At 69.0% G+C, this 22,379-nt stretch carries 19 protein-coding genes and 1 rRNA gene; 6 read left to right on the top strand and 14 right to left on the bottom strand.

Annotated elements, in window-relative coordinates:
- Positions 1–69 precede the first annotated feature (69 nt).
- From ACFVDI_RS09270 to ACFVDI_RS09315, 10 genes are all read right to left on the bottom strand, one after another.
- Positions 70–1,299, bottom strand: coding sequence for a hypothetical protein (locus ACFVDI_RS09270; RefSeq protein WP_378903293.1), 1,230 nt, complete (start codon positions 1,297–1,299; stop codon positions 70–72).
- A gap of 152 nt (positions 1,300–1,451) precedes the next feature.
- The gene (locus ACFVDI_RS09275; RefSeq protein WP_378903296.1) at positions 1,452–2,186 is read right to left on the bottom strand and encodes a TetR/AcrR family transcriptional regulator; all 735 of its coding nucleotides are present in this window, start codon (positions 2,184–2,186) and stop codon (positions 1,452–1,454) included.
- 263 nt (positions 2,187–2,449) lie between these two features.
- Positions 2,450–4,147: an allophanate hydrolase gene (gene atzF / locus ACFVDI_RS09280; protein ID WP_378903298.1), complete on the bottom strand. Its 1,698-nt coding sequence runs from the start codon at positions 4,145–4,147 to the stop codon at positions 2,450–2,452.
- Positions 4,144–7,836 (bottom strand): urea carboxylase, encoded by a 3,693-nt coding sequence (gene uca / locus ACFVDI_RS09285; RefSeq protein ID WP_378903301.1) that lies wholly within the window; start codon positions 7,834–7,836, stop codon positions 4,144–4,146. The genes atzF and uca overlap by 4 nt, the downstream gene beginning before the upstream one ends.
- Positions 7,833–8,567: an urea amidolyase associated protein UAAP2 gene (locus ACFVDI_RS09290; RefSeq protein WP_378903304.1), complete on the bottom strand. Its 735-nt coding sequence runs from the start codon at positions 8,565–8,567 to the stop codon at positions 7,833–7,835. The genes uca and ACFVDI_RS09290 overlap by 4 nt, the downstream gene beginning before the upstream one ends.
- Positions 8,568–8,620: 53 nt before the next feature.
- On the bottom strand, positions 8,621–9,475 hold the full coding sequence (locus ACFVDI_RS09295) for an urea amidolyase associated protein UAAP1 (RefSeq protein WP_378903307.1): 855 nt from the start codon (positions 9,473–9,475) through the stop codon (positions 8,621–8,623).
- Between the two features lie 469 nt (positions 9,476–9,944).
- Positions 9,945–10,748 carry an HAD family hydrolase gene (locus tag ACFVDI_RS09300; protein WP_378903310.1) on the bottom strand — a complete coding sequence of 268 codons (804 nt, stop codon included), beginning with the start codon at positions 10,746–10,748 and terminating at the stop codon, positions 9,945–9,947.
- 81 nt (positions 10,749–10,829) lie between these two features.
- On the bottom strand, positions 10,830–11,528 hold the full coding sequence (locus tag ACFVDI_RS09305) for a cation transporter (protein ID WP_378903313.1): 699 nt from the start codon (positions 11,526–11,528) through the stop codon (positions 10,830–10,832).
- Positions 11,525–12,439 (bottom strand): cation diffusion facilitator family transporter, encoded by a 915-nt coding sequence (locus tag ACFVDI_RS09310; RefSeq protein WP_378903316.1) that lies wholly within the window; start codon positions 12,437–12,439, stop codon positions 11,525–11,527. Before ACFVDI_RS09310 ends, ACFVDI_RS09305 begins: the two co-directional genes overlap by 4 nt.
- Positions 12,439–12,774: a metalloregulator ArsR/SmtB family transcription factor gene (locus ACFVDI_RS09315; RefSeq protein ID WP_328528210.1), complete on the bottom strand. Its 336-nt coding sequence runs from the start codon at positions 12,772–12,774 to the stop codon at positions 12,439–12,441. The genes ACFVDI_RS09310 and ACFVDI_RS09315 overlap by 1 nt, the downstream gene beginning before the upstream one ends.
- Positions 12,775–13,071: 297 nt before the next feature.
- Here ACFVDI_RS09315 and ACFVDI_RS09320 point away from each other — a divergent pair, with 297 nt between their 5' ends.
- The gene (locus ACFVDI_RS09320) at positions 13,072–13,650 is read left to right on the top strand and encodes a TMEM165/GDT1 family protein (RefSeq protein ID WP_378903321.1); all 579 of its coding nucleotides are present in this window, start codon (positions 13,072–13,074) and stop codon (positions 13,648–13,650) included.
- Between the two features lie 45 nt (positions 13,651–13,695).
- Here ACFVDI_RS09320 and ACFVDI_RS09325 read toward each other — a convergent pair whose 3' ends face one another.
- Entirely contained in the window at positions 13,696–14,928 is a 1,233-nt protein-coding gene (locus tag ACFVDI_RS09325; protein WP_378903324.1) for an RNA polymerase sigma factor, read from the bottom strand.
- 1 nt (position 14,929) lies between these two features.
- Entirely contained in the window at positions 14,930–15,307 is a 378-nt protein-coding gene (locus ACFVDI_RS09330) for a YciI family protein (RefSeq protein WP_378903327.1), read from the bottom strand.
- Between the two features lie 178 nt (positions 15,308–15,485).
- Here ACFVDI_RS09330 and ACFVDI_RS09335 point away from each other — a divergent pair, with 178 nt between their 5' ends.
- Complete coding sequence (locus tag ACFVDI_RS09335) at positions 15,486–16,343, top strand: nicotianamine synthase family protein (RefSeq protein WP_378903330.1); 858 nt, start codon at positions 15,486–15,488, stop codon at positions 16,341–16,343.
- Here the strand turns inward: ACFVDI_RS09335 and ACFVDI_RS09340 are convergent.
- Complete coding sequence (locus ACFVDI_RS09340) at positions 16,312–17,196, bottom strand: LLM class flavin-dependent oxidoreductase (RefSeq protein WP_378903332.1); 885 nt, start codon at positions 17,194–17,196, stop codon at positions 16,312–16,314. The two genes, ACFVDI_RS09335 and ACFVDI_RS09340, sit on opposite strands and share 32 nt — an antisense overlap.
- Positions 17,197–17,320: 124 nt before the next feature.
- On the opposite strand from ACFVDI_RS09340, the gene ACFVDI_RS09345 reads away from it, so the two are divergent.
- The 4 genes from ACFVDI_RS09345 to ACFVDI_RS09360 all read left to right on the top strand — a co-directional run bounded on the left by ACFVDI_RS09345 (position 17,321) and on the right by ACFVDI_RS09360 (position 21,757).
- Entirely contained in the window at positions 17,321–17,749 is a 429-nt protein-coding gene (locus tag ACFVDI_RS09345) for a YciI family protein (RefSeq protein ID WP_378903335.1), read from the top strand.
- 24 nt (positions 17,750–17,773) lie between these two features.
- Entirely contained in the window at positions 17,774–19,003 is a 1,230-nt protein-coding gene (locus tag ACFVDI_RS09350; protein ID WP_378903338.1) for an RNA polymerase sigma factor, read from the top strand.
- 21 nt (positions 19,004–19,024) lie between these two features.
- Positions 19,025–20,290, top strand: a complete 1,266-nt coding sequence (locus ACFVDI_RS09355) for an Nramp family divalent metal transporter (RefSeq protein ID WP_378903342.1) — start codon at positions 19,025–19,027, stop codon at positions 20,288–20,290.
- Between the two features lie 174 nt (positions 20,291–20,464).
- Complete coding sequence (locus tag ACFVDI_RS09360) at positions 20,465–21,757, top strand: MFS transporter (protein ID WP_378903345.1); 1,293 nt, start codon at positions 20,465–20,467, stop codon at positions 21,755–21,757.
- A 320-nt stretch (positions 21,758–22,077) separates the two neighbouring features.
- Here the strand turns inward: ACFVDI_RS09360 and rrf are convergent.
- A 5S ribosomal RNA gene (rrf, locus tag ACFVDI_RS09365) occupies positions 22,078–22,194 on the bottom strand.
- Positions 22,195–22,379 lie beyond the last annotated feature (185 nt).

Genomic DNA, 22,379 nt, shown 5'->3' on the forward strand with positions numbered 1-22,379 from the left:
ACCGGAGTCCCACACATCCGACCCTGGTAGCAATTCAGTCCTGTATCGAACCGCCTCGGTCCTGCAGGATCAACGCTTCACGAACTCGCGATCGCCCTTCGGCCAGGAGTGCGTGTAGCCGGTGACCTTCACGGCCCCGTCGACGCGGACGCTCCACTCCGCATGCCCGGACGCGACCGGCTTGATCACCACGAGCTGCTCGGGCTCGGTGATCGTGACCGTACGCGTGAACCGCTCCGGCGCACCCCACGGATCCATCGCGATCGTGGCGGTCACCGGCAGCCTGCTGGCATCGATCCGCAGCCCGATCGCCTCCGTCATCGCGATCGCCCTCACCGACAGCGTCCTGGTCGGCTCGGGCGCCGGCTTCTTGGTCGGTTTGGGCGTCGGCGTCGGCGTCGGCTCGACCCGGACGGAGGACGCCGTCGCGCTCGGCGAGGGCGACGCCGAGGGCGGCTCGATGACCTCGTCGCTGGCCCCGGCGGTCGGCTCCGACTGCTGGCTCTGCGGCTCCTTCTTGTCGGAGGAGTCGGCGTCGGAACCGGTCACGACGCCGCGTACGACCTCGTAGATCAGGATCAGCAGGAGCAGGCAGACCACGACCAGCACCACCCGGCCGCGACGCGTGATCCGCGAGCGGCGGTAGGGGCCCGGCTCCATGTGGTGCAACGGCACCAACGGTCCCGGCGCGCGCTCGGCGACGGGCTCGGCGACTGGCTCGGCGACTGGCTCGGCGACTGGCTCTGGGTTCGGCTCGGGCAGCGGGGCGGGCGCCGGAGGAGGCGCGGGTGCCGGTGCTGGCGGCGGGGCAGGTTCCGGCTCGGGCTCGGGATCGGGCTCTGGATCGGGCTCGGGCTCGGGCTCCGGCTCAGTCACGGGTTCGTCGACCACAGGCGCCGGCACGGCCAGGACCGGCGGGACGTACGGCTCGGGCTCGGGCTCGGGTTCGGGCTCGGGCTCGGGAAACGGCTCGACCTCGGCCTGGATGACCAGCGGCGCGATCGCGGTAGGAAGCCACGCGGCGCCTGGAACCTCGTCGGGCGAGCCGTAGCTCCCGAAGACCTCGAGAGTCTCGAAGTCGGTGACGTGCCCGTCGGGATGGACGACCATCCGGACCCGGGCCTCGTCGTCGGTGGCGACGACCTGGACGGGCTTGCGGCTCGGGCCGGCGAGCTGCTCGCGTACGGCCCGGATGCCGGCTTGGTGCGGATCCTCTCCCCACGGACGATCCACCACGAGGCCGTTGAGCGTCGTGACCCCGCGGGTGACGGAGAGGATGGCTGTCTGCTTCCGGGCCATCAGCGGCCTCCGGAAGGGTCAATGCACACGTGTGGGGGTCCTCGCGGTGGGGAGCGGGCAACGGGCTCGGAAAGTGTGTCGTTCAAGCCTCAACTGGGCAACTCACACGCGCAAGCCCTACCCACCAGTTACCGTCTTGTCAGCCTGCCTTGTCAGGCGACTTCGCGAACCCTGTCCTCGAGGAAGTCGTCGAGCATGTCCACGGCGACCGCGTTCGCGGCCTCGATCTTCTCCTGGCTGACCCCGCACATCCGCAGGCACGAGGACGCGATCGCCCATGCCTCAGGGCACGAGATCCTGCGGACCGTGTTCTCGGTGATCATCTCGGCGCGCATGTTGATGACGCCTTCGACCTGCTGGATGAGCATGTTGCCCAGCTGCTTCAGGCTGACACCTTCCAGCACCTTCTCCGAGGCCACCTTGCTGGCGAGATCGGCATAGGCGGCGGCCAGCTCCTGGTGCTCCTTGCGGAACTCGGTGTAGACCTCGCCGTTGGTCACATCCGGCAGCATGTAGAGCATGCCGACGTTGTGGTCGACATCGGCAAGGGTGCGTACGTCGACGAGAACCAGCAGATAAAGAGCGGTCTCGTAATCGAGCGGCGGCACCTGGCTGAGGATCTTCTCGACCTTGTCCGTGGTCGGGCGGACCGACTTACGGAGCAGCTCGACGAGGATCTCGTCCTTGCCTGCGAAGTGGTAGTAGAGAGAGGCCTGACGGATGCCGACCTGGTCGGCGATCTCGCGGGTGGACGTCGCCGCGAAGCCCTGGGACACGAAGAGTCGCGCCGCAGCATCGAGGATCTGGTCACGTGGTGAGGCAGTACCCGAATCGGGCACATGCCTGGGGCGGCCGGGCCGAGAACGCCTAGTTGTCATGTACGCCATCTAAGCGGCCTCCCGAGTTTCGGGGAAGATTCGAAAGAGTCTTCTTCCCCTAAAGAACAGAGTCGAAAGTCCTACGGGAGGGTTGAATTCTCTGTCAACAAAGTGTATGACGCGACCAACCGATAGACACAGCACAGCATCCTCCCCGGGAAATAATGCTGGCGGCATTCTGCCCAGTGTGACGGGGTTTCCGGCGGCTGAACAGGGTCGTGTGCCATCAGGAGGAATGACCCCGGTCCCATAACCGATATCCACACCACACGTTAAAGGCCCTGCTCAGACCGGTAACGTCGCCAGCCACCGTGCGATGAGATATCAGCGGCCCTTTCGACCGCAATCGGCTCCACGAGAAATCCCGAGACGGAGGAGCCGTCCTCCAACGTCACCTTTCCGATCGCCATCGGAGCAGGTACGCCACCCACGAACGTCCCGAAGCCCGCGGCCGGGACGCGCCAGAGCTCGCCCGCGATCCGCACTCCGGTCGCGGGACCACCGACGCGGACCAGTCCGGGCTTCGGCGGCGCCGTCTCCAGGGCGAACAGCCGGTAGTCCGCCGAGGTCGACACCGGGCGCAGCAGGGTCGCCCCGGCCTCGACCAGCTGGTGGTTGAGCGGCATCCCCGACAGGTGCGCGCCCACCACGAACAGATCGACGCTCGAGCTGAGCAGGGCGTGGCCCAGCGCGGCCAGGGTGCGGTCGCTTCCAGCCGCCCCGGTCAGCATCACCCCGAAGGGCAGACCGCCTACCTGGCCGGCCGGGATCGCGAGCGAGGCCATGTCGAGGAGGTTCGCGAAGTTCGTGTAGCGGCCCAGGCGCGCGTTCGCGCCCACCGGATCCGCGGCCACCTCGGCCAGCGTCGGATGCCACGTCGTCGTCGGCGTCAGCAGCGCCGAGCAGCCCGCGAGGGCCTCTCTGCCCGCCGCCCCGAGGCGCGCCAGGCGGGAGACGTCGCGTGCCCAGTCGGCCGCTCGGGCCGATGCCCCGGCGAGGACGATGTCGGCGACCGTCGGGTCGAGGTCCGTCCCGATGAGGTCGCGGTTGGCTTCGAGGTGGGAGCCGACGGCGGCGTACCTCTCGGCGACGAAGGCGCCCTCGTAGAGCAGCCTGGCCGCCTCGAGCAGTGCCGAGATGTCGGTCTCGACGACCTCGATCCCGGCAGAGGCCAAGCGTGCGACCACGGCCCCGAAGGCGTCGGACCATCCCGGCGCGAGCCCGTCGAGATGCTCGCCGGTGGGCACCGCCACCCGCGGCACCGGCGGCAGACCGGCATCCGCCGGCGACGTACGCGACAACGGGTCCGAGGGATCGGGTCCGGCCATCAGCTCCGCGGCTGCCCGCGCGGACGCGAGATCCCGGGCGAAGACGGTGACGCAGTCGAGCGTGTAGCAGGCGGGCACGACACCGGTGACCGGCACCAGCCCGCGCGTCGGCTTCACCCCGACGATGCCGTTGAGCGCCGCCGGCACCCGTCCGGAGCCCGCGGTGTCGGTCCCCAGAGCGAGATCGACCAGGCCGAGGGCGACCGCGACCGCCGAGCCCGACGAGGACCCGCCCGAGATCCGGGTCGGGTCCCAGGCGTTGCGGACCGCGCCGTACGGGCTGCGGGTGCCGACCAGCCCGGTCGCGAACTGGTCCAGGTTCGTCTTTCCCACGACCAGGGCCCCGGCCGCGCGCAGCCGGGCGACGGCGGTGGCGTCGACCGACGGCGTGTAGGCGTAGGACGGCGCTCCGGCCGTGGTCGGCAGGCCGCGGACGTCGATGTTGTCCTTGACCGCCAGCAGACGGCCGGCCAGGGGAAGGACCTCCCCGCCGGCCACGTTCGTGTCGATCGCGGCGGCCTCCTCGAGCAGGTCCTCCCGCGTACGCAGCGAGATCCAGATCTCCGGCCGGTCCGACGCCTCGATCCGGTCGAGCGCGTCGACGGCGCGGTCGACCGCGCCGCCGGGAAGCGAGTGGATCAAGATCCGGGCCCGTCGAGCGGCCGCACCGCGGCGATGACCTGTCCCGGGACGATCTGCTCGCCCGGCTTCACGTAGACCTCGGCCACCTCGCCGGCGACCGGGACGGGGACGCTCGCCTCCATCTTCATCGCCTCGACGACCATCAGCGGGTCGTCCTGTGCCAGCCTCGACCCGCGGCTCGCCACGACCTTCCAGACGGTCGAGGTGAACGGCGCGGTCACCTGCACGCACCCCTCCGGCACCTCGACCTCCGAGGGGTCGCCCCGCCCGTCGATGCGGTCGCAGATGTCGAACTCACCTGCCGCCTTCCAGCGCTCGCGCTCCTCGTCGAAGGCCGCGGACTGCTGGTCACGGAAGTCCGCGATCGAGTCCGCGTTGGCGGTGAGGAAACGGTCGTAGTCCTTGATCGAGAAGGTGCCCTCCTCGGTCTCGAACTCACCGCGCCCGGCGTCGACCTCAGCCCGGAGCTCGAGGAGCTCGTCGGCGGAGACGGGGTACCACTCGATCCGGTCGAAGAACCGCAGCGCCCATGGGTCGTCGTGGAAGAGTCCGCCGGCCGACGTGGAGCGCCGAAATCGGTTGAACACCTGGGTCGTCCGCCCGACCAGCTGATACCCGCCCGGCCCCTCCATGCCGTAGATGCACATGTAGGCACCACCGATGCCGACGGAGTTCTCCGCAGTCCAGGTGCGCGCCGGGTTGTACTTCGTGGTCACCAGCCGGTGTCGCGGGTCCAGCGGGGTCGCGACCGGCGCCCCGAGATAGACGTCCCCCAGCCCGAGGACCAGGTACGACGCGTCGAAGACCGTCCGGTGGACATCCTCGACCGAGGCGAGCCCGTTGATCCGGCGGATGAACTCGATGTTCCACGGCGCCCACGGCGCGTCGTCACGTACGCCGGCGGTGTAGCGCTCGATCGCCTCCCGGGTCGCCGGGTCGTCCCAGGACAGCGGCAGCCGCACCCGCCGTGAGGGCACGGTCAGCTCGGAGCTGGCCGGCAGGTCCTCCTCCAGCTCGCGGAGCAGTCCCGCGACCTGGCCGGCCCGCAGGACCGAGGAGTCGGTGTGGACCTGCAGCGACCGGATCCCGGGCGTGACGTCGATGATGCCCGCGGGCGCGTGCTCGGCCAGCGCCGACTGCAGTGCGTGCACCCGCATGCGGAGGCCCAGGTCGAGCGTCATCGGCCCGTACTCGACCAGCACGGAGTTGTCGCCGCTGCGCCGGTAGGTGACCTCCGGCCTCGCCGGTGTCCGGGGCAGGCGGCCCAGGACCCCGTCGTCGCCGTCGCCGCCCGACCCGTGGGCCACGGTCAGCGAGGAGCGGTGGTTGACCAGGCTGGCCGCCTTGCTCTCCCGCACCGGGACGAACCGAACTGCGTCCCCCGGACGCAGTTGCCCGATCTTCCACAGCTCGCCGCTGGCGACGACCGCCGGGCAGACGAAGCCGCCCAGCGACGGCCCGTCGGGGCCGAGGATGATCGGGGTGTCCCCGGTGAAGTCGAGCGACCCCACCGTGTAGGGCGTGTCGTGGATGTTCGACGGGTGCAGCCCCGCCTCGCCACCGTCGGCACGAGCCCAGGTCGGCTTCGGCCCGATCAGGCGTACGCCGGTGCGAGCCGAGTTGTGGTGCACCCGATAGCTCGCCGAGTAGAGCTGGTCCAGGTCCGCGCGCGTGAAGAACTCCGGAGCCCCGTGCGGCCCTTCGGTGACGCCGATCTCCCAGGTGTTGGTCAGCGCCGGTCGCCGTGACACCGGCGTCGCCGCCGGCTGCGCCTGCGGGTCGACCGCGGAGCCCGGGCGGAGCACGTCACCGCGCTGCAGCGTACGCCCGGCGTGACCGCCGAACCCGCCCAACGTGAACGTCGAGGCACTGCCCAGGTAGTCCGGCACGTCCAGGCCACCACGGACCGCGATGTAGGTCCGCAGACCCGGCCCGTCGGTGCGGCCCAGCGTCAAGGTCGCCCCAGCGGGGAGCTCGATCGGCTCCCACTGCGGGGCGGGGACGCCGTCGACGCTGACCGGCATGGGGGCACCGGTCACGCAGACGACGGCGGGATCGGAGAAGACCAGCGTCGGCCCCCCGGCCGTCGTCCGGCCCGTTGCCAGCGGCACCGTGACCTCGAGGCCCGGTGCACCACGGTGGTTGCCGACCGCCAGGTTGGCCTCGGCGAAGGAGACCGGGTCGAACGGACCCGAAGGAGGCACCCCGACCTGCCAGTACCCCACCCGGCCCGGAAGGTCCTGGACGGTGGTGAGCACGCCCGGGTCGAGGACGTCGATGCGCCGGTCCGGGTCACCCCCGCTGCCCTCCTTGGCGCGTTCGGCGAGGGTCGAGGTCGAGTGCGTGGCCGAGCGGAGCTCGGGATAGGTCGTCATCGCGCGCAGCGCGGAGACGTTGGTGACGATGCCGTCGATCCGGGTCTGGGCGAGCGCGGAGCCCAGTGTGTCCAGCGCCTCGTCGCGGGTCGCCCCGGTGGCGATCACCTTGGCGAGCAGCGGGTCGTAGTGAGGCGAGACCTCGAGCCCGGTCTCGATCCAGGAGTCGACCCTGACGGTGTCGGTCGGCTCCGGCAGGATCGCACGCGTGACCAGGCCGGAGGACGGCATCGAGTCCTTGGCCGGGTCCTCGGCGTAGACACGGGCCTCGACGGCGTACGCCCGGGGTGGAGGGCACGTGCGGAAGAGCTCGTCCGGAAGGGCATTGACGCCGTCGCGGGCCAGTCGCAGCATCAGCGCAACGATGTCGATGCCCATCACCTGCTCGGTGACGGCGTGCTCGACCTGGAGGCGGGTGTTCATCTCCAGGAAGGAGATCTGCTCACGGCCCGGGTCGTAGACGAACTCGACGGTGCCCGCCGAGCGGTAGGAGGCCGACTTGGCGAGCTGACGCGCGGAGTCGTGCAGGACGGTGCGTACGTGCTCGGGAAGAGCAGGCGCGGGCGCCTCTTCGATGACCTTCTGGTTGCGGCGCTGCAGCGAGCAGTCGCGGTCGCCGAGCACGGCGACCTGACCCTCTCCGTCGCCGAAGATCTGCACCTCGACGTGACGGGCGGGACGCACCAGGTGCTCCAGAAACACCCCGGCGGTCCCGAAGCTGGTCTGGGCGAGCCGCGCGACCCGCTCGAAGGCAACCCTCACGTCGGACTCCGAGCTGCACGCGGTCATCCCGATGCCACCACCGCCGCCGGTCGCCTTGACCATGACCGGCAGCCCGATCCGCGCGGCCTCCTCGGCCGCCTCGTCGGGACCGGAGAGCAGGCCCGTGCCGGCCAGCATCGGCACCCCGGCGCTCTCGGCGAGCCGGCGCGCCGAGTGCTTCTCCCCGAAGGCGCTGATCTGGTCGGGGGTCGGACCGACGAACCGAAGGCCTGCCGCCTCGACCTCCCGGGCGAAGGCGGCGCTCTCGGACAGGAAGCCGTACCCGGGGTGGAGCAGCCCCGCGCCGGTGCGCAGGGCTGCTGCGATGATCAGATCGCCTCGCAGATAGGAGTTCCGCGCGGGCGCGGATCCGAGGCAGACGGCCTCGTCGGCCTCCCGCACGTGTGGCGCCGCCCGGTCGGCCTCGGAGAAGACCGCGACCGTACGCATCCCGAGCTCGCGCGCCGTGCGCATCACCCGGCGGGCGATCTCCCCTCGGTTGGCGACCAGGACGGTGTCGACGGACAGTCCGGTATCTGGGCCAAACGTCATGCGTCGGCCTCGTAGTCCACGTCCGGCTCGGACACGATCATCCGCAGCGGCGTCGGGTTGAAGTCGTTGCAGGGGTTGTTCATCTGCGGGCAGTTGGAGATGAGCACGAGCGTGTCGATCTCCGCCCGCAGCGCGACCCGCTTCCCCGGTGCCGACATGCCGTCGACGATGCCGAGGGCGCCGTCCTCCTCGACGGGCACGTTCATGAACCAGTTGATGTTGGAGACGATGTCGCGCATGCCGAGACCGTGCTTGGCACCCTCGGTGAGGAAGTTCTCCCGGCAGCCGTGGTGATACATCACGTGGTGCCCGTAGCGCAGCGTGTTGGACTCCCGCGAGCAGGCGCCGCCGATGGTGTCCTGGCGGTCGATCTCGTTGTCGACGACGGTCATCAGGGCACGACCGAGGTTGCTGCGCAGCACGGTCCCGGTGCGGATGTAGGCGTTGTCCTGCCACGCGAGCGTGTCCGGCGCGCTGTAGCGCTCGTCCGTCTCGTGAGCGTTGTAGAGCAGGCAGTCACCCGACTGGTTGCCCCCGACATCGACGATCGTCAGCACCTGCCCGGCACGTACGACACCCGACCACGACGCCCGCGGAGCGACCTGCTCGTCCAGCACGACGGCACCCGGCACCAGCGGGTCACCCCACTCCAGGTGAGTGCCGTCGGCGTACGACGCACCGACCGGGACGCTGGAGATCAGCTGGCCGTCGGGCGTCAGGTAAGTGGCCACGGGAACAGGAACAGTCGTCACAGGCCTCATCACCGGGTTGTCGATCGTGGTAGTCACAGGCCCCGAGCCTCCGCATAGTCGAGTGTGTTCAGATATGCCCGCCGCACCTCGGGAGAGGCATCGAAACGCTCGTCCGCCGGGGTGGTCGGGGTGGTCTCCGGCGTACGCCAGGCGTGCACGCGCAGCGGCCCGACGATGTACTCCGGACGTGGGTCCCGCGGATGCGGGACGTTGGCGATCAGCACGATCAGGGGCAGCTCGGCCACGAGCTCGACCGAGGTCCCGGCGCCTGAGGAACCGACCCAGTCGAAGGCGCCGTCCGAGGCGACGCGTACTCCCTGGAAGAACGAGACCGAGGGAGGTACGTCGGCCGGCCCGAGCCCGTGCTTGGCAGCCGCCTTCACGAAGAGGTCACGGCCGGCGGGCGCTGGCCCCTCGGGCAGCGCGGTGCCGTAGCGCAGCGCGTTCCAGGCGGCGGTGCTCGTCCCGCAGAACGCGTCGTGACGACCCGAGGTGTCGGTGAGGACGGTGGCGAGGACCCGGCCGTCGCCGGAGAGCAGCGGATGACCCGCACCGAGGTAGGCCTGCCACGGGATCTTCTGGGTGTCGGCGACGTTGAGGCGCTCGGTCGGCTGGAGAGCGTTGTAGACGATCGTGTGCGCACAGGCCTCGCCGGTCGGGTCCTCGAGCCGCAACCGCGTGCCCCGGGCGAGCACCTTGTGGGTGTAGCCGCCCGGCGCTACCGTCTCGGCCCAGGTCAGACTCGCCGGGTCGACGTCGTCCGGACAGAACGGGCTCGACGAGGCCGGTAGGTACGGCATCCAGTCGCTGACCTGCCCCCCTTGCGCGCGAGCATCCGCCCGTGCGTTCAGCACCGTGTCCGTGCTGTGGTCTGCAGCTAGCGCCACCCGGGTCCTCCTTGAAGCATGATTAACCTGTCGACTGACAGGTAAGCATGTAGGTCAAGGGCGTCGGGGGCAAACCAAGACTGTTGGGAACCTGAGTCCGAAATGTGGGGTCGGAGACGGCGAAACTCTTCCCTGTCGGTCGATCGATTCTTACCGTTTTCAGCGGGAACTCGCTAGGGGGCGCGGACCTTTTCCTGCCGAATTCACGCGTGCGGTGCCGCATGATGAAGCGTTGTCGCCAGAGAGATGCACGCCAACCGAGAAGATAAACTGTCAAAAGACAGGTAACAGGGTCGGTGTGATCTCGGACACCGATCCGATAGTGATCCGGAACCGTGCCGAGGAGCGGGAAGAAACGACGGCGGATTCCGGATTCGGCTGACATCGGCCCTCGGGAGTGGGACCCTGACCCACGCAGGACGGGCACCTCGAGATGCCGGCGGGTCACCGGTCGGTCTTCATGCCGAGATCAGCGGGATGATCTCTTCGAGCCCCACGGCACCACATTTCCGGAGACGAACGTCCGCGATTCGGACCCGTCGCGCGGCATCGGGACTGCGATCATGCCGACGAGCTCGGACAGGTCGCTGATCGTCGGCCCGCTCCACTCGGGATCCGGGTCGAACGCGTCGCCGTCCTCGTCCTTCACGCCAACCACGAGCTCGTCGTGCCTCCGGGCGCGGAATCGCACCGATCGCATTCCCACCGCCTCGGCGCCGCTCAGCTCGTGATCGGCGCCGTCGCCGACATACACGCACTCACCGGTCCGCACCTCCAGTGCCGCCGCAGCGACCAGGTAGGCGCCCGAGTCGGGTTTGCGTACGCCTGTCTGGCAGGAGAACGAGACCGCGTCGAGGTGGTCCGCGAGCGGGCTCTGCGGCCAGATCGCGACCGTCTCCGCCGCGCAGTCGGCGACGAGGCCCAGCTTGAACCCGCGTTTGCGCAGCGACTTCAGCGCCGGCAGCGCCCAGGTCGCGGCATGCAGGGAGAGCGAGTAGTTCAGCTGCCGCGTGATCGCGCTCTCCACCTGAGACTCGGTCGGCGACCCGCCGACCCGCCTGGCCAGGTAGCGCACCGTGTGGTGCACATCGGCCATCAGGCCGCGTACGCGTTCGTCGAACGTCTCCGTGACCGCAGCCGCGAACGCGGCGGGGTCGACGCCGAGGTCCGCACCCATCGCCCGGGACACCGCGCCGTGCTCGGCAGGGTGGCCGCTCGGGACGAGCGTGTCCTGCAGGTCGAAGAGGACCGCACGCACCTCGGCCTCATCCATGACGTCAGCGTAACCAGGATCGAATCTTTGCTGAGGAAGTTCGACGAATCCGTAAAGGTTACGTCGATCAGCGGTTTCCGGTCAGCAGCAGTCACAGTCGTCGCCCGGCCGGCCGTCGTCGATGAGCGCCTCCGCCGGCGAGCAGCAGACCTCGCCTCGCCAGGCGTTCATGCCCTCCCGGACGGCGACGGCGGCGATCGTGAGCGCGGCGAGGGAATCCGCCCACCACCAGCCGAGCAGGCTGTTCAGCCCCAGACCGAGCAGGAGCGCGGCCGACATGTAGGTGCACAGCAGGGTCTGCTTGGAGTCGGCGACGGCCGAGCGTGACCCGAGCTCGGTGCCCGTACGCCGCTGCACCCAGGAGGCCAGCGGCATGACCACCAGGCTCAGCACGGCCATGCCGATCCCGACGCTCGAGTGCTCCGCCGCCTGGCGGGTGACCAACGCGCTGACGGCGTCGAAGCCGACGAAGGCGGCGAGCGCGAAGAACGAGCAGGCGATCACACGCAACGCGGTCCGCTCGCGACTCTCGTGGTGCTCACCCCCGAACTGCCAGGCGACGGCGACCGCGGAGGCGACCTCGATCACCGAGTCGAGACCGAACCCGACGAGCGCGGCCGAGCCTGCCCCCACGCCCACGACGAGCGCGACGATCGCCTCGGCCACGTTGTAGACGATGGTGAAGGCCACCAGCAGCCGCACCCTGCGTACGAGCACGGCCCTTCTCCGCTCGGCGGTCGATCGGGCGAGGACGACCTTCGCGGAGCGGACTGCGCTCACCACGTCACCTCGAGGCACTGCGGCGTCGGAGCGGTCTCGGTCTGAAGCGTCGCGTGCTCGATCCGATGTGCGGTCGCGAGCATCCGCTGCGCTTGCGCGAGGACGTCCTGCGAGTCGGCGTCCTCGGCGAGCGCGAGGTGCGCGGTCGCGACGTTCATCCCCGAGGTCAGCGTCCAGACGTGCAGGTCGTGGACGTCCTCGACGCCCGGGATTGCCTCCAGGTCGGCGACGACGGCATCCATCTGGAGGCCGTCGGGGATCTCCTGTCCGAGCACGGCCAGGACCTCACGACCCAGCACGATCGCGCGGAACGCGACGAAGAGCCCGATGGCCACCGCGACGCCGGTGTCCCACAACGGCTCGCCGGTGAGCGCAACGATCACACCGGCCACGATCACCCCGACGCTGCCCGCGGCGTCGGCGATCACCTCGAAGTAGGCGCCCTTGACGTTGAGCGACTCGGCGGCGCCGGCACGCAGCAACAGCATCGAGACGACGTTGATCACCAGACCGACCGCACCGACCACGAGCATCACCCCGGTCTGCACCTCCGTCTCGGCACCGATCCGCCCGACAGCCTCCACGACCACGTACGCCGCGACCCCGAGCATGATCAGCACCGTCAGCCCCGAGGCGAAGACCTCTGCGCGATAGGAGCCATAGGTGCGCCGACCGGTGGTGTCGGGCCTCGCCGCGATCCTGGTCGCGAGCAGCGCCGCCCCGAGTGCGACGGCGTCAGCACCCATGTGTCCGGCGTCGGAGACGAGCGCGAGCGATCCCGACCACACCCCGGCGACCAACTCGACGGTCAGGAACCCCGCGACCAGGACGAAGGTGACCGCCAGCCGCGACCGATACCTGCCACCGGCGTGGCCGACGGCGCCGTGTCCGTGTCCGTGTCCGTGCCCCATCAGCAGCACCCCAGCTCGTCGGCATCGGCGCAGGCGGCCTTGTCGGTGACCAGAACCAGTCCGTGGAGATCGGCCAGAGCATGGGCCACGCGCTGGTCGACCAGCTCATAGCGCGTACGCCGCCCCTCGGGCACGGCCACGACCAGACCGCAGCCACGCAGGCAGGCCAGGTGGTTCGAGACCGCCTGCCGGGTCGCTCCGAGCGAGTCCGCCAGGTCGGCCGGGTACGCAGGTCCCTCGCGCAGTCGCATGAGGATCCGGGCACGGGTGGCGTCGGAGAGCGCGTGGCCGAAGCGCGCGAGCGCGTCCAGGGAAGCCGTCGTCGTCGTGACCATGGGCCTGACGGTACATTCTTTTCTGGATTCAGAAAAACGTGTACTAAACCCAGAGCGTGACCCAGAGCACGCCCGTACCGACTGGGAAGCAGCTCGACCGGTGGCCTAGACTCGAGACCACGAAGGGGAGTAGTCCTCAACAGTCGCGTCGACACACTGGCCTCTGCGCCCGGCGCGATCGGCCACGAAGTGGCGGACGAGACCTTCGACCAAGCACCCGTATCAACATGACGGTGCTGGTCGAAGGACGCTGCACCCTCATGGGATTCCTCCGGCCGGCGCCGGAGAGGAACCCCTGTGTACGCCTTCCTGCTGTCGACCGCGGTCATCTTCGTCGCCGAGCTCGGCGACAAGAGCCAGCTCATGGCGATGACCTTCGCCACCCGCTACCGCGCTCGAGACGTGATCCTCGGGATCACCGCTGCCACCGCCATCGTCCATCTCGCCTCGGTCGGGATCGGTGCGCTCATCGGGGACGCCTTCGCCGAGCACCAGCACTACATCACCATCGTGGCCGGGCTCGCCTTCCTGGTCTTCGCGGCGTGGACCCTGCGAGGCGACGAGCTCACCGAGGACGAGGCCAAGAAGGCACGCAACAGCCGGGGCATGGCGATCATCGCCGTCTGCATCGCGTTCTTCCTGGCCGAGCTCGGTGACAAGACGATGCTGGCGACGATCACCCTGGCCACCCAGGAGGGCTGGCTCGGCACCTGGATCGGCTCGACCGTCGGGATGGTGGCTGCGGACGCGCTCGCCATCGGCGTCGGCGCACTCCTCGGCCGCAACCTCCCCGAGAAGGTGATCAAGTACGGCGCCGCGGCACTCTTCGCGCTCTTCGGGATCATCCTCGTCCTGGACGGCGTGGTGCAGCTCTGATCCGTCAGCTCTGATCCATCAGCTCTGATCCTCGGCGACGGGACGTCACGACTGGTCGAGCGCCTCGACCCGGCGGTTCAGGTAGCGCTGCTCCGGCACGCTCTGGGTCAGGCGCGCCGCCAGCACGTAGTGCTCCCGGGCCGCGGCGAGGTCGCCGGACTGCTCGAGCAGGTGCGCCAGCACGGCATGGGCCCGGTGGTGCCGCTGCATCGCCGGGTGCTCCAGCAGGTCGCGTACGATCTCGATCCCGTGCTCCGGGCCGAGGCTCATCGCCACCGCGACGGCCCGGTTGAGCGTGACCGCCGGCGAGGGGGCGACCTGGGCGAGCATCCCGTAGAGCAGGTTGATCTGGAGCCAGTCGGTGGCTTCGTACGACTCGGCCTCGGCGTGGACCGCGGCGATCGCCGCCTGCAGCTGGTAGCGACCCACCGGCCCCTCGGGGAGCACCTCCTCGAGCAGCGCGACGCCTTCGCGGATCAGCTCGCGATCCCACTGCGAGCGGTCCTGGTCCTTGAGCGGGATCAGGTCGCCGAGGTGGTCGACGCGCCCGCAGGAGCGGGCCTGGGTCAGCAGCATGAGCGCGAGCAGACCGGTGGCCTCGTCGTGCTCCGGCAGGATGCCGCGCACCATCCGAGTCAGCCGGATCGCCTCGTCGGTGAGCTCGATGCCCTGCAGGTCCGGGCCGCTGGTGCGGGTGTGGCCCTCGTTGAAGATCAGGTGGCAGACGTCGAGCACGCACGCGATCCGCTCGGGCAGCTCGTCGGGCGCCGGCGAGCAGAACTCCTCGTCCTTCAGCGTCGCCCGGGCCCGGCTGAGCCGCTGGCCCATGGTCGCCTCCGGGACCAGGTACGCAGCCGCGATCTCCGCCGTCGTCAGGCCGCCCACGCACCTCAGCGTGATCGCGACCTGGGACGGTCGGCGCAGCGCGGGATGGGCGCACATCATCATCAGCCGCAGCGAGTCGTCGTAGGCCGAGCCGATCTCGGGAGCCGCCGGGTCGTGGTCGTCGAGCCGCCGCGCCCTCCCGTCGGCGAGCTCACGCCGGGTGCGCGCCGAGTCCGCCCGCAGCTGGTCGATCAACCGCCGATGGGCCACCCGGATCAGCCAGGCCCGCGGGTCGGTGGGCAGCCCGTCGCTGGCCCACCGCTGGCTGGCCGCGATGAGCGCCTCCTGGGCGGCGTCCTCACAGTCGGGGAGGTCGGGATGGACGCGCAGCAGGGCGCCGAGGACGTGGGCGGACTCCTGCCGCCACACGTCCTCGACTCCCGTTACCGTCATGTCAGTAGGTTGCCACCGGCCGTAGCTCGACGGTCTCACCGGGGCCACTGAAGCTGCGTACGACCTCTTCGGCTCTCTCCTGCGACTCGACGTCGATCAGGAAGAAACCGGCCAGATGCTCCTTCGCCTCCGAGTAGGGACCGTCGGTGGCGATCGGCTCGCCGGCGTCCCAGCGATAGAGCCTGGCCGAGGCCGGATCGGCGAGGGCCTGCCCGCCGAGGAGCTCCCCGTTGGCCGAGAGCTCCTCCATGATCCCCTCGAAGGCAGCGTTGAGCTTCTCCCTCGTCTCCTGCGGCAAGGACTGGAACTCGGGGATGAAGTCACCCGTCGGGTGGCCCCAGGGCTGCGGGTTGGAGTGGATGAGGATGACGTACTTCATGACTCTTCCCTTTCGACGGCGCCTGTCGCAGGCGCCTTCCGTAGGCGTGCTTACGGGGGATACGTCGTAGCCGGCCGGCGTGGTTCTACATCGTCCCAGAAACTTCCGTGCCGCGGAGTGGGTCTCCTCGGCGGAACACTCTGCAGCGGCCGTCGCCGATATGGAAGGGTGGCCGCTTGTGAATCCGGGAGCGTTCGAAGCAGTCGACGAACGTCTGGTCTCCACCCTCGACGACCTCCTCGCCCAGCAGTCGCTGGCGCCCGGCATCGTCGTCAACGCTCTCTTCAACCGGTTGGTCACCGAGGTGCTGAGCGTGCCCGAGTCGGCCGCTGACTCCGTGCTGGCCGCGTTGCCGCCGTCTCGCTCACCCGCGGTCTTCCGGTCGGTGGCCTCCGCCGGCGAGCATGAGCTCGAGCGGGTCTGGGCCGACCGGATCGCTCGCTCCCCCGATCCCGAGGAGGCGTTCTCACGCTTCCCCTACCGCGAGAACTACCGGCTTCTCGTGGAGATGGAGCTGCAGGCCGTACGCCGCCAGGGCACCGATCCGCGACACGTCCTGCTCCTCGGCTCGGGGCCGCTGCCCCTGACCGCGCTCTGTCTGGCCGTGCAGGGCATCGCGGTGCACTGCGTCGATCACGACCCGGAGGCCATCCAGCTCTCCGCGGCCGCCTTCGGACGCCTGGGCGCCACCGGCGTGACGTTCGAGCACGCCGAGGCAGCGGCCGCCACACCACCGGACCCCGTCGACGTCGTGCTTCTCGCCGGCCTGGTCGGATCCGACGACGCCGCGAAGGCCGACGTGCTCGGCAAGGCGGTCACCCACCTCGCCCCGGGCGGACTCGTCCTGGCGCGGAGCGCCCGGGGGCTGCGTACGCTGCTCTATCCGCGGGTCGGCCCCGCGGCGCTGGCCGGCCTGACCGTGGTGGCCGAGGCCAACCCCGAGGTCGACGCCCCCGGGACCGACGTGATCAACAGCGCCATCCTCGCCCGGCCCGGCGCGTGCTCTAGAGAGCCGGGTCGAGCACCTCGGCCTTGAGCTGCGCGGCCCGCTCGATCCGCTCGGCACCGGTCTTCCCGAGGTTCCACGTCGGCAGGATGAACTCGTCGAAGCCGGCCTCGACGTAGCGCCCGACGAAGTCCTGCAGCTCACCGGCCGAGCCGGTCTGCGTCCTGGCGAAGCCCGGGTTCGCGCCGTCGAGATCGAGCATGAGGTTCGTGGTCGTCCTGATCGTGGACGGGTCGCGGCCGACCTGCTCGCAGGCCTCCAGGAGCTTGGCCCGCACCGCACCGGCGCTCTCGGGGGTGCCCCAGGTGTTCCACTCGTCGGCGTGCCGGGCGACGACCCGCAGCATCCGCGGGCCCTTGGCCCCGACCAGGATCGGCAGCGGCGAGGCCACGGGCTTCGGCTCGCACGGTGCGTCGGTGAGCTGGAAGTGAGTCCCGTCGAACGTGGTCCGCGGCTTGTCGAGCAGCGATCGGGTGACCTCGATCGCCTCCTCGAACCGGTCGACGAGCACCTTCGCGCCCGGCAGATCGAAGCCGTAGGCCTTGTGCTCGTTGATCTGCCAGCCCGCGCCCATGCCGAGCACGAACCGCCCATTGGCGATGTGGTCGATCGTCGCGGACCGGTTCGCGAGCAACGCCGGGTGGTGGATCGTCGTCGGCGAGACGAGCGGCCCGATGCGTACGTTCTGGGTGGTCGCGGCGAGCGCCGGCAGAATTCCCCAGACCTCGTGCATCGGCCCGTCGTCGATCTCCTCGGTGCCGGTGTTGGGCATGTAATGGTCGGCGACCCAGACGCCGTACCATCCGGCCTGGTCAGCCGCTTGCGCCTCGGCGAGGATGTCGGCGGCGGGGAAGACGAGATTGGGCCACAGCGAGATCTTCACGTCACCAACTTACCGAGGCCCCCAGAAAATATTCTTGGCAGAGTTGTCGATTCCGCGTAGACCTCGTTCGACCAAGGGGTGAACGGGCCGGCAAGACGGCCCGACCGACACAGGAGATACCGAGATGCCGAAGTACATGCTGATCTGGCGGACCATCGACGAGGACAAGCAGAACGCCGCGATGGCCGAGATCCCCTTCGAGCAGATGCTCGAGAAGATGGGTCAGCTCAACGACGAGCTCATCAAGTCGGGTGTGCTGCTCGCGATGGAGGGTCTGGACCCGGAGGAGCACACCGTCGTCACCTACGCCGACGCCGAGGAGGCGCCGGTGGTCACCGACGGTCCCTACGGCGAGACCAAGGAGCTCTTCGGGGGCTTCTACCTGATCTCGGTCGGCTCGAAGGAGGAGGCGATCGAGTGGGCCAAGCGGGTCGGCGGCTTCCCCGGCTCCGCCGTCGAGATCCGCCGCGTGCCGACGATCGACGAGTTCCCCCAGGACAACCCCTGGATCCAGAAGGAGCTCGACTGGCGGACCAAGAACGGGCAGCTCTGAGGGTCGAGATCGTAGGAGAAGCCGATGAGTGACGCGACGCGCGCCGTCGAGGCGATCTGGCGAATCGAGTCCGCCCGTATCGTCGGCGCGCTCGCGCGCTACACCGGCGACTTCGCCCTCGCCGAGGACGCGGCCCAGGAGGCCCTCGCGGAGGCGCTGGTCTCCTGGCCACGCGACGGTCAGCCTGCCAACCCGGTCGGTTGGTTGATGACCACCGCGAAGCGGCGGGCCATCGACACGATCCGCCGCGCCGGCGTCCAGCGCGAGAAGTACGAAGCCATCGCCCACGACCAGGACGAGGCGTACGCCGATGACCTGGATGTCGAGCGGATCGATGACGACGTCCTGGCGCTGATGTTCGTCTCCTGCCACCCGGTGCTGTCCAAGGAGGCCCGGGTGGCGCTCACCCTCCGGGTGGTCGGCGGTCTCAGCAGCGAGGAGATCGCCCGTGCCTTCCTGGTGCCGGTGCCGACGATCCAGGCCCGGATCACCCGCGCCAAGAAGACGATCGCGGCCGCGAAGGTGCCCTTCGAGGTGCCCGCGCCCGACGAGCGCCGGCAGCGGCTCGCCGGCGTGCTCAACGTCCTCTACCTGATCTTCACCGAGGGCTCCACCGCCACGTCCGGCGAGGATCTGATCCGCACCGACCTCGCGCGCGAGGCACGCAGACTGACCCGGGTGCTGATCGGCGTGCTGCCCGACGAGCCCGAGACGTACGGGCTGCTCGCGCTCATGGAGCTGACCGCCTCCCGCTTCCCTGCTCGTATCGACGCCGCCGGTGACCCGGTCCTCCTCGAGGAGCAGGACCGCACCCGATGGGACCAGGGCGCCATCCGCCGGGGTCGGGCCGCCCTCGAGCAGGCGACCCCGCGAGGTCTCGGCCCGTACGGCCTCCAGGCCGCGATCGCTGCCACCCACGCCGTCGCCGACTCGGTGGAGACCACTGACTGGGAGCGGATCATCGTCCTCTACGAGGCACTGGGCCGCGTCGCACCCAACCCGATCGTCGACCTCAACCGTGCCGTGGCCGTCGCGATGGCCCACGGACCGATGCGCGCCCTGGAGATCGTCGACCGAATCGCCGCGGACAGGCGGCTCGACAACACCCATCTCCTCCCGACCGTACGCGGCGAGCTGCTGCGCCGGCTCGGCCGGACCGTCGAGGCGCGCGAGGAGCTGGAGCGGGCAGAATCGATGTGCGCGAACGAGCGCGAGCGTGTCGTACTTCGGCAAAAACTCGCTGATCTTCCCTAAAACGGGGTATATCTGTCGCTCATGTCACAAGCAGCAAGGACCGAGACGACCGAAACCCCACGCTGGCGGATCCTGGGTCCTGGCCTCGTCGTGGCCGCAACCGGTGTCGGCGCCGCCGACCTGGTCGCCACCCTGATCGCCGGCAGCAAGTACGGCTACGCGCTGCTGTGGGCTGTCGTGATCGGCTGCGTGCTCAAGGTGGTGCTCGTCGAGGGCGCGGGGCGCTACAGCCTGGCCACCGGCGAGACGATCTTCCAGGGCTGGCGGCGGCTGGGCATCTGGACGACGATCTACTTCGCCCCCTACATCGTGATCTGGGGCTTCATCTACGGAGCCGCGGCAATGGCCGGCACCGGCCTCGCCCTGGCCGCGCTGCTCTCGTTCGCCTCCGTGAAGGTCTGGGGCATCGTCTCCGGCCTGATCGGCCTCGCCATCGTGTGGGCCGGGCGCTACGGGCTCTTCGAGAAGTTCCTCGCGGTCCTGGTCGGCATCATGTTCGTCACCATGATCGCCGCCGCGATCATCACCGTGCCGAACCTCCCCGACCTCCTCAAGGGTCTGGCCCCGACCATCCCGGACGGCGCCTTGGTCAACGTCCTCTCGGTGGCCGGCGGCGTCGGCGGCACGATCACGCTGGCCGCCTACGGCTACTGGCTGCGTGAGAAGGGCTGGCACACGCCGAAGTTCATGCGCGTGATGCGGATCGACAACACCACCGCGTACGTCGTCACCGGCATCTTCGTGGTCGCCACCCTCATCGTCGGCGCCGAGCTGCTCTACTCGGCCAAGATCGCCGTCGGCACCGGCGACCAGGGCATGCTCGACCTGTCCAAGGTGCTCGCCGACCGTTACGGCACCTGGTTCGGCAAGCTGTTCCTGATCGGCTTCTGGGCGGCCGCGATGTCATCCCTCGTCGGCGTCTGGAACGGCGTCAGCCTGATGTTCGCCGACTTCATGGGCACGGTCCGCGGCAAGGCGGACGAGCCCGAGGCCAAGAGCGGCGGCATCTGGTACCGCTCCTACATCCTCTGGCTCACCTTCCCCCCGATGATCTGGCTCCTGCTGGCCGACCAGCCCGCCTGGCTGATTCTCATCTACGGAGTCCTGGGCGCGTTCTTCATGCCGTTCCTGGCGATCACGCTGCTCTGGCTCCTCAACACCAGCCACACTCCCGCGGAGTGGCGCAACAAGTGGGCCTCCAACATCGGCCTCGTCATCTGCGCCCTGCTCTTCGCCTGGCTCGCCTTCGACCAGGTACGCACCTCCATCACCGACCTCCTCGGCTGACGCCGAGCCGGCTCGAACTGACCGAAGACCACGCCGAGTCGGCTCGTCATGACGAGCCGACTCGGCGTTGTCCAGGCGTGCAAGTAGGCGTCGCGGCCACCGCTGATCCCTGAGCGACGAGCGTGAGACGAAAGTCGGTTGACGCCTCCCGGGTCCGGGTAAAGGCTGGACGCCATGCCCGCCGACGAGCTTTACGGCTGGAGGCGCAACGCAGCGATCTTCCTCGCCGGCCAGACGGTCTCCCTGCTCGGCTCGATGCTGGTGATGTACGCCGTGATGTGGCACCTCACCATCGAGACCCGTTCCGGGTCCGTGCTGATGCTCAGCCTCGTGTTCGGAATGCTCCCGCAGGCGTTCATGTCGATCTTCGGCGGCGTCTGGGCAGACCGGCATCACCGCAAGTTCCTCATCATGGGCTCGGACGCCACGATCGCGGTCGCAACCCTGATCCTGGCCGGCCTGATGGCGAGCGGGATCGACGACCTCTGGATCATCTATCTCGCCCTGGCCATCCGATCGGTCTTCGCCGGGATCCAGATGCCCGCGGTCACCGCAATGATCCCGCAGATCGCACCGGAGTCCCAGCTGCTCCGGATCAACGGAGCCTTCCAGACCATCCAGTCCGCGATGACGCTCCTGGCCCCGGCGCTCGCAGCGGTCATCTACGCCAGCATGGACATCGTCGCCGTCTTCTTCATCGACGCGGTCACGGCGCTGATCGGCGTAGGCCTGCTCGCCCTCGTCCCTGTCGCCCGTCTCGTACGCTCCGACCAGAGGAACGTCTCCTACTTCGGTGATCTGCGTGCCGGCCTGAAGTACGTCTCCACCCACGCGCACGTACGTTGGATCCTCATCCTCTTCACGTTGGTCATGCTCATCGTCGGAGCGCCGTCCTACCTGACCCCGCTGATGGTCACCCGTACCTTCGGCGACGAGGTCTGGAAGCTGACCGCGAACGAGCTGTTCTGGGGTTTCGGAATGCTCGCCGGCGGTGCTGCGATGGCCGCGCTCGGACCCAAGATCGTGCACCGCATGCGCCTGATGGTCGGGTCCGTCATCCTCATCGGGTTGCTGGTCGTCGGCCTGGGCGTCTCGACGAACATGTGGGTCTTCTTCGTCTTCGGCATGCTGATCGGAGTGTTCTTCTCGGCGCTCAGCACGCCGGCGATCACGATCCTGCAGGAGCGGGTGGTCCCGGAGATGCAGGGACGTGTCTTCGGCATCCTCGGGATCGTCATGTCGGTCGCGATGCCGCTGTCCATGGTCGTCTTCGGCCCGCTTGCGGACCAGTTCTCGGTCGAGTCCCTGCTCGTGCTCGCCGGCCTGCTCCTCTTCCTGGTGGTGGCCGGGATCCTCGCGATCCCCGGTGCGCGCCGTTCTCTCGCCGAGGTCGACGTCCCGAAGGACGAGCCGGCCGTCACCTCTCTGATCACGCCGGACGAGGAAGCATCGCAGGGCTCCAAATGACAGTTGCCCGGCACCTCGAGGGTACCGGGCAACTGTGGAAGCTCTGGGTCAGCGGCTGGTGACCAGCTTGATGGCCACACCGAGACCCGCGGCAACTACGGCAGCGATGAGCAGCTTCTTGACCATGGGAACTCCTAGTTCGAGATGTTGAAACGTACGGACTGCAACTATGACATTGGACCCCGTGACGCAGGCCACGTCAACCTGGCGTGGCGTGAAGAGACCGTCACCAGCATCTCGACAAGCTCGATCCAGGCATCGCACATAGGCACAAATGGCAGCAGGGCCACCTCCGAAGAGGTGGCCCTGCGCAAAGTTATGTCCGGCGGCGTCCTACTCTCCCACAGCCTCTCGGTTGCAGTACCATCGGCGCTGAAGGGCTTGACTTCCGGGTTCGGGATGGGACCGGGTATTTCCCCTTCGCTATGGCCGCCGTAACTCTTGAGATCACTCTCCCGCTCTCTGGGGGGGTGACCAAACCTGTGTTACAACAGTTGGTTGTGGACGCGAGACTTGACGGTCTTCGTTTGTTGTTTTTGTTGAGGGTTTATGAAAGATAAGCCCTCGGCCTATTAGTACCGGTCGGCTGGGCATCACTGCTGTACACCTCCGGCCTATCAAC

Origin of the sequence: Nocardioides sp. NPDC057767, from assembly GCF_042798275.1 — a bacterium.
In the GTDB taxonomy this organism is placed as follows: domain Bacteria; phylum Actinomycetota; class Actinomycetes; order Propionibacteriales; family Nocardioidaceae; genus Nocardioides.

What these genes read in the sequence shown, in the direction of transcription:
- ACFVDI_RS09330 (WP_378903327.1), bottom strand. Translation starts at nt 15,307, where the DNA reads ATGAAGTACGTCATCCTCATCCACTCCAACCCGCAGCCCTGGGGCCAC.
- uca (WP_378903301.1), bottom strand. Translation starts at nt 7,836, where the DNA reads ATGACGTTTGGCCCAGATACCGGACTGTCCGTCGACACCGTCCTGGTC.
- ACFVDI_RS09345 (WP_378903335.1), top strand. Translation starts at nt 17,321, where the DNA reads ATGCCGAAGTACATGCTGATCTGGCGGACCATCGACGAGGACAAGCAG.
- ACFVDI_RS09275 (WP_378903296.1), bottom strand. Translation starts at nt 2,186, where the DNA reads ATGGCGTACATGACAACTAGGCGTTCTCGGCCCGGCCGCCCCAGGCAT.
- ACFVDI_RS09310 (WP_378903316.1), bottom strand. Translation starts at nt 12,439, where the DNA reads ATGGGGCACGGACACGGACACGGACACGGCGCCGTCGGCCACGCCGGT.
- ACFVDI_RS09300 (WP_378903310.1), bottom strand. Translation starts at nt 10,748, where the DNA reads ATGGATGAGGCCGAGGTGCGTGCGGTCCTCTTCGACCTGCAGGACACG.
- ACFVDI_RS09350 (WP_378903338.1), top strand. Translation starts at nt 17,774, where the DNA reads ATGAGTGACGCGACGCGCGCCGTCGAGGCGATCTGGCGAATCGAGTCC.
- ACFVDI_RS09325 (WP_378903324.1), bottom strand. Translation starts at nt 14,928, where the DNA reads ATGACGGTAACGGGAGTCGAGGACGTGTGGCGGCAGGAGTCCGCCCAC.
- ACFVDI_RS09270 (WP_378903293.1), bottom strand. Translation starts at nt 1,299, where the DNA reads ATGGCCCGGAAGCAGACAGCCATCCTCTCCGTCACCCGCGGGGTCACG.
- ACFVDI_RS09360 (WP_378903345.1), top strand. Translation starts at nt 20,465, where the DNA reads ATGCCCGCCGACGAGCTTTACGGCTGGAGGCGCAACGCAGCGATCTTC.
- ACFVDI_RS09355 (WP_378903342.1), top strand. Translation starts at nt 19,025, where the DNA reads ATGTCACAAGCAGCAAGGACCGAGACGACCGAAACCCCACGCTGGCGG.
- ACFVDI_RS09315 (WP_328528210.1), bottom strand. Translation starts at nt 12,774, where the DNA reads ATGGTCACGACGACGACGGCTTCCCTGGACGCGCTCGCGCGCTTCGGC.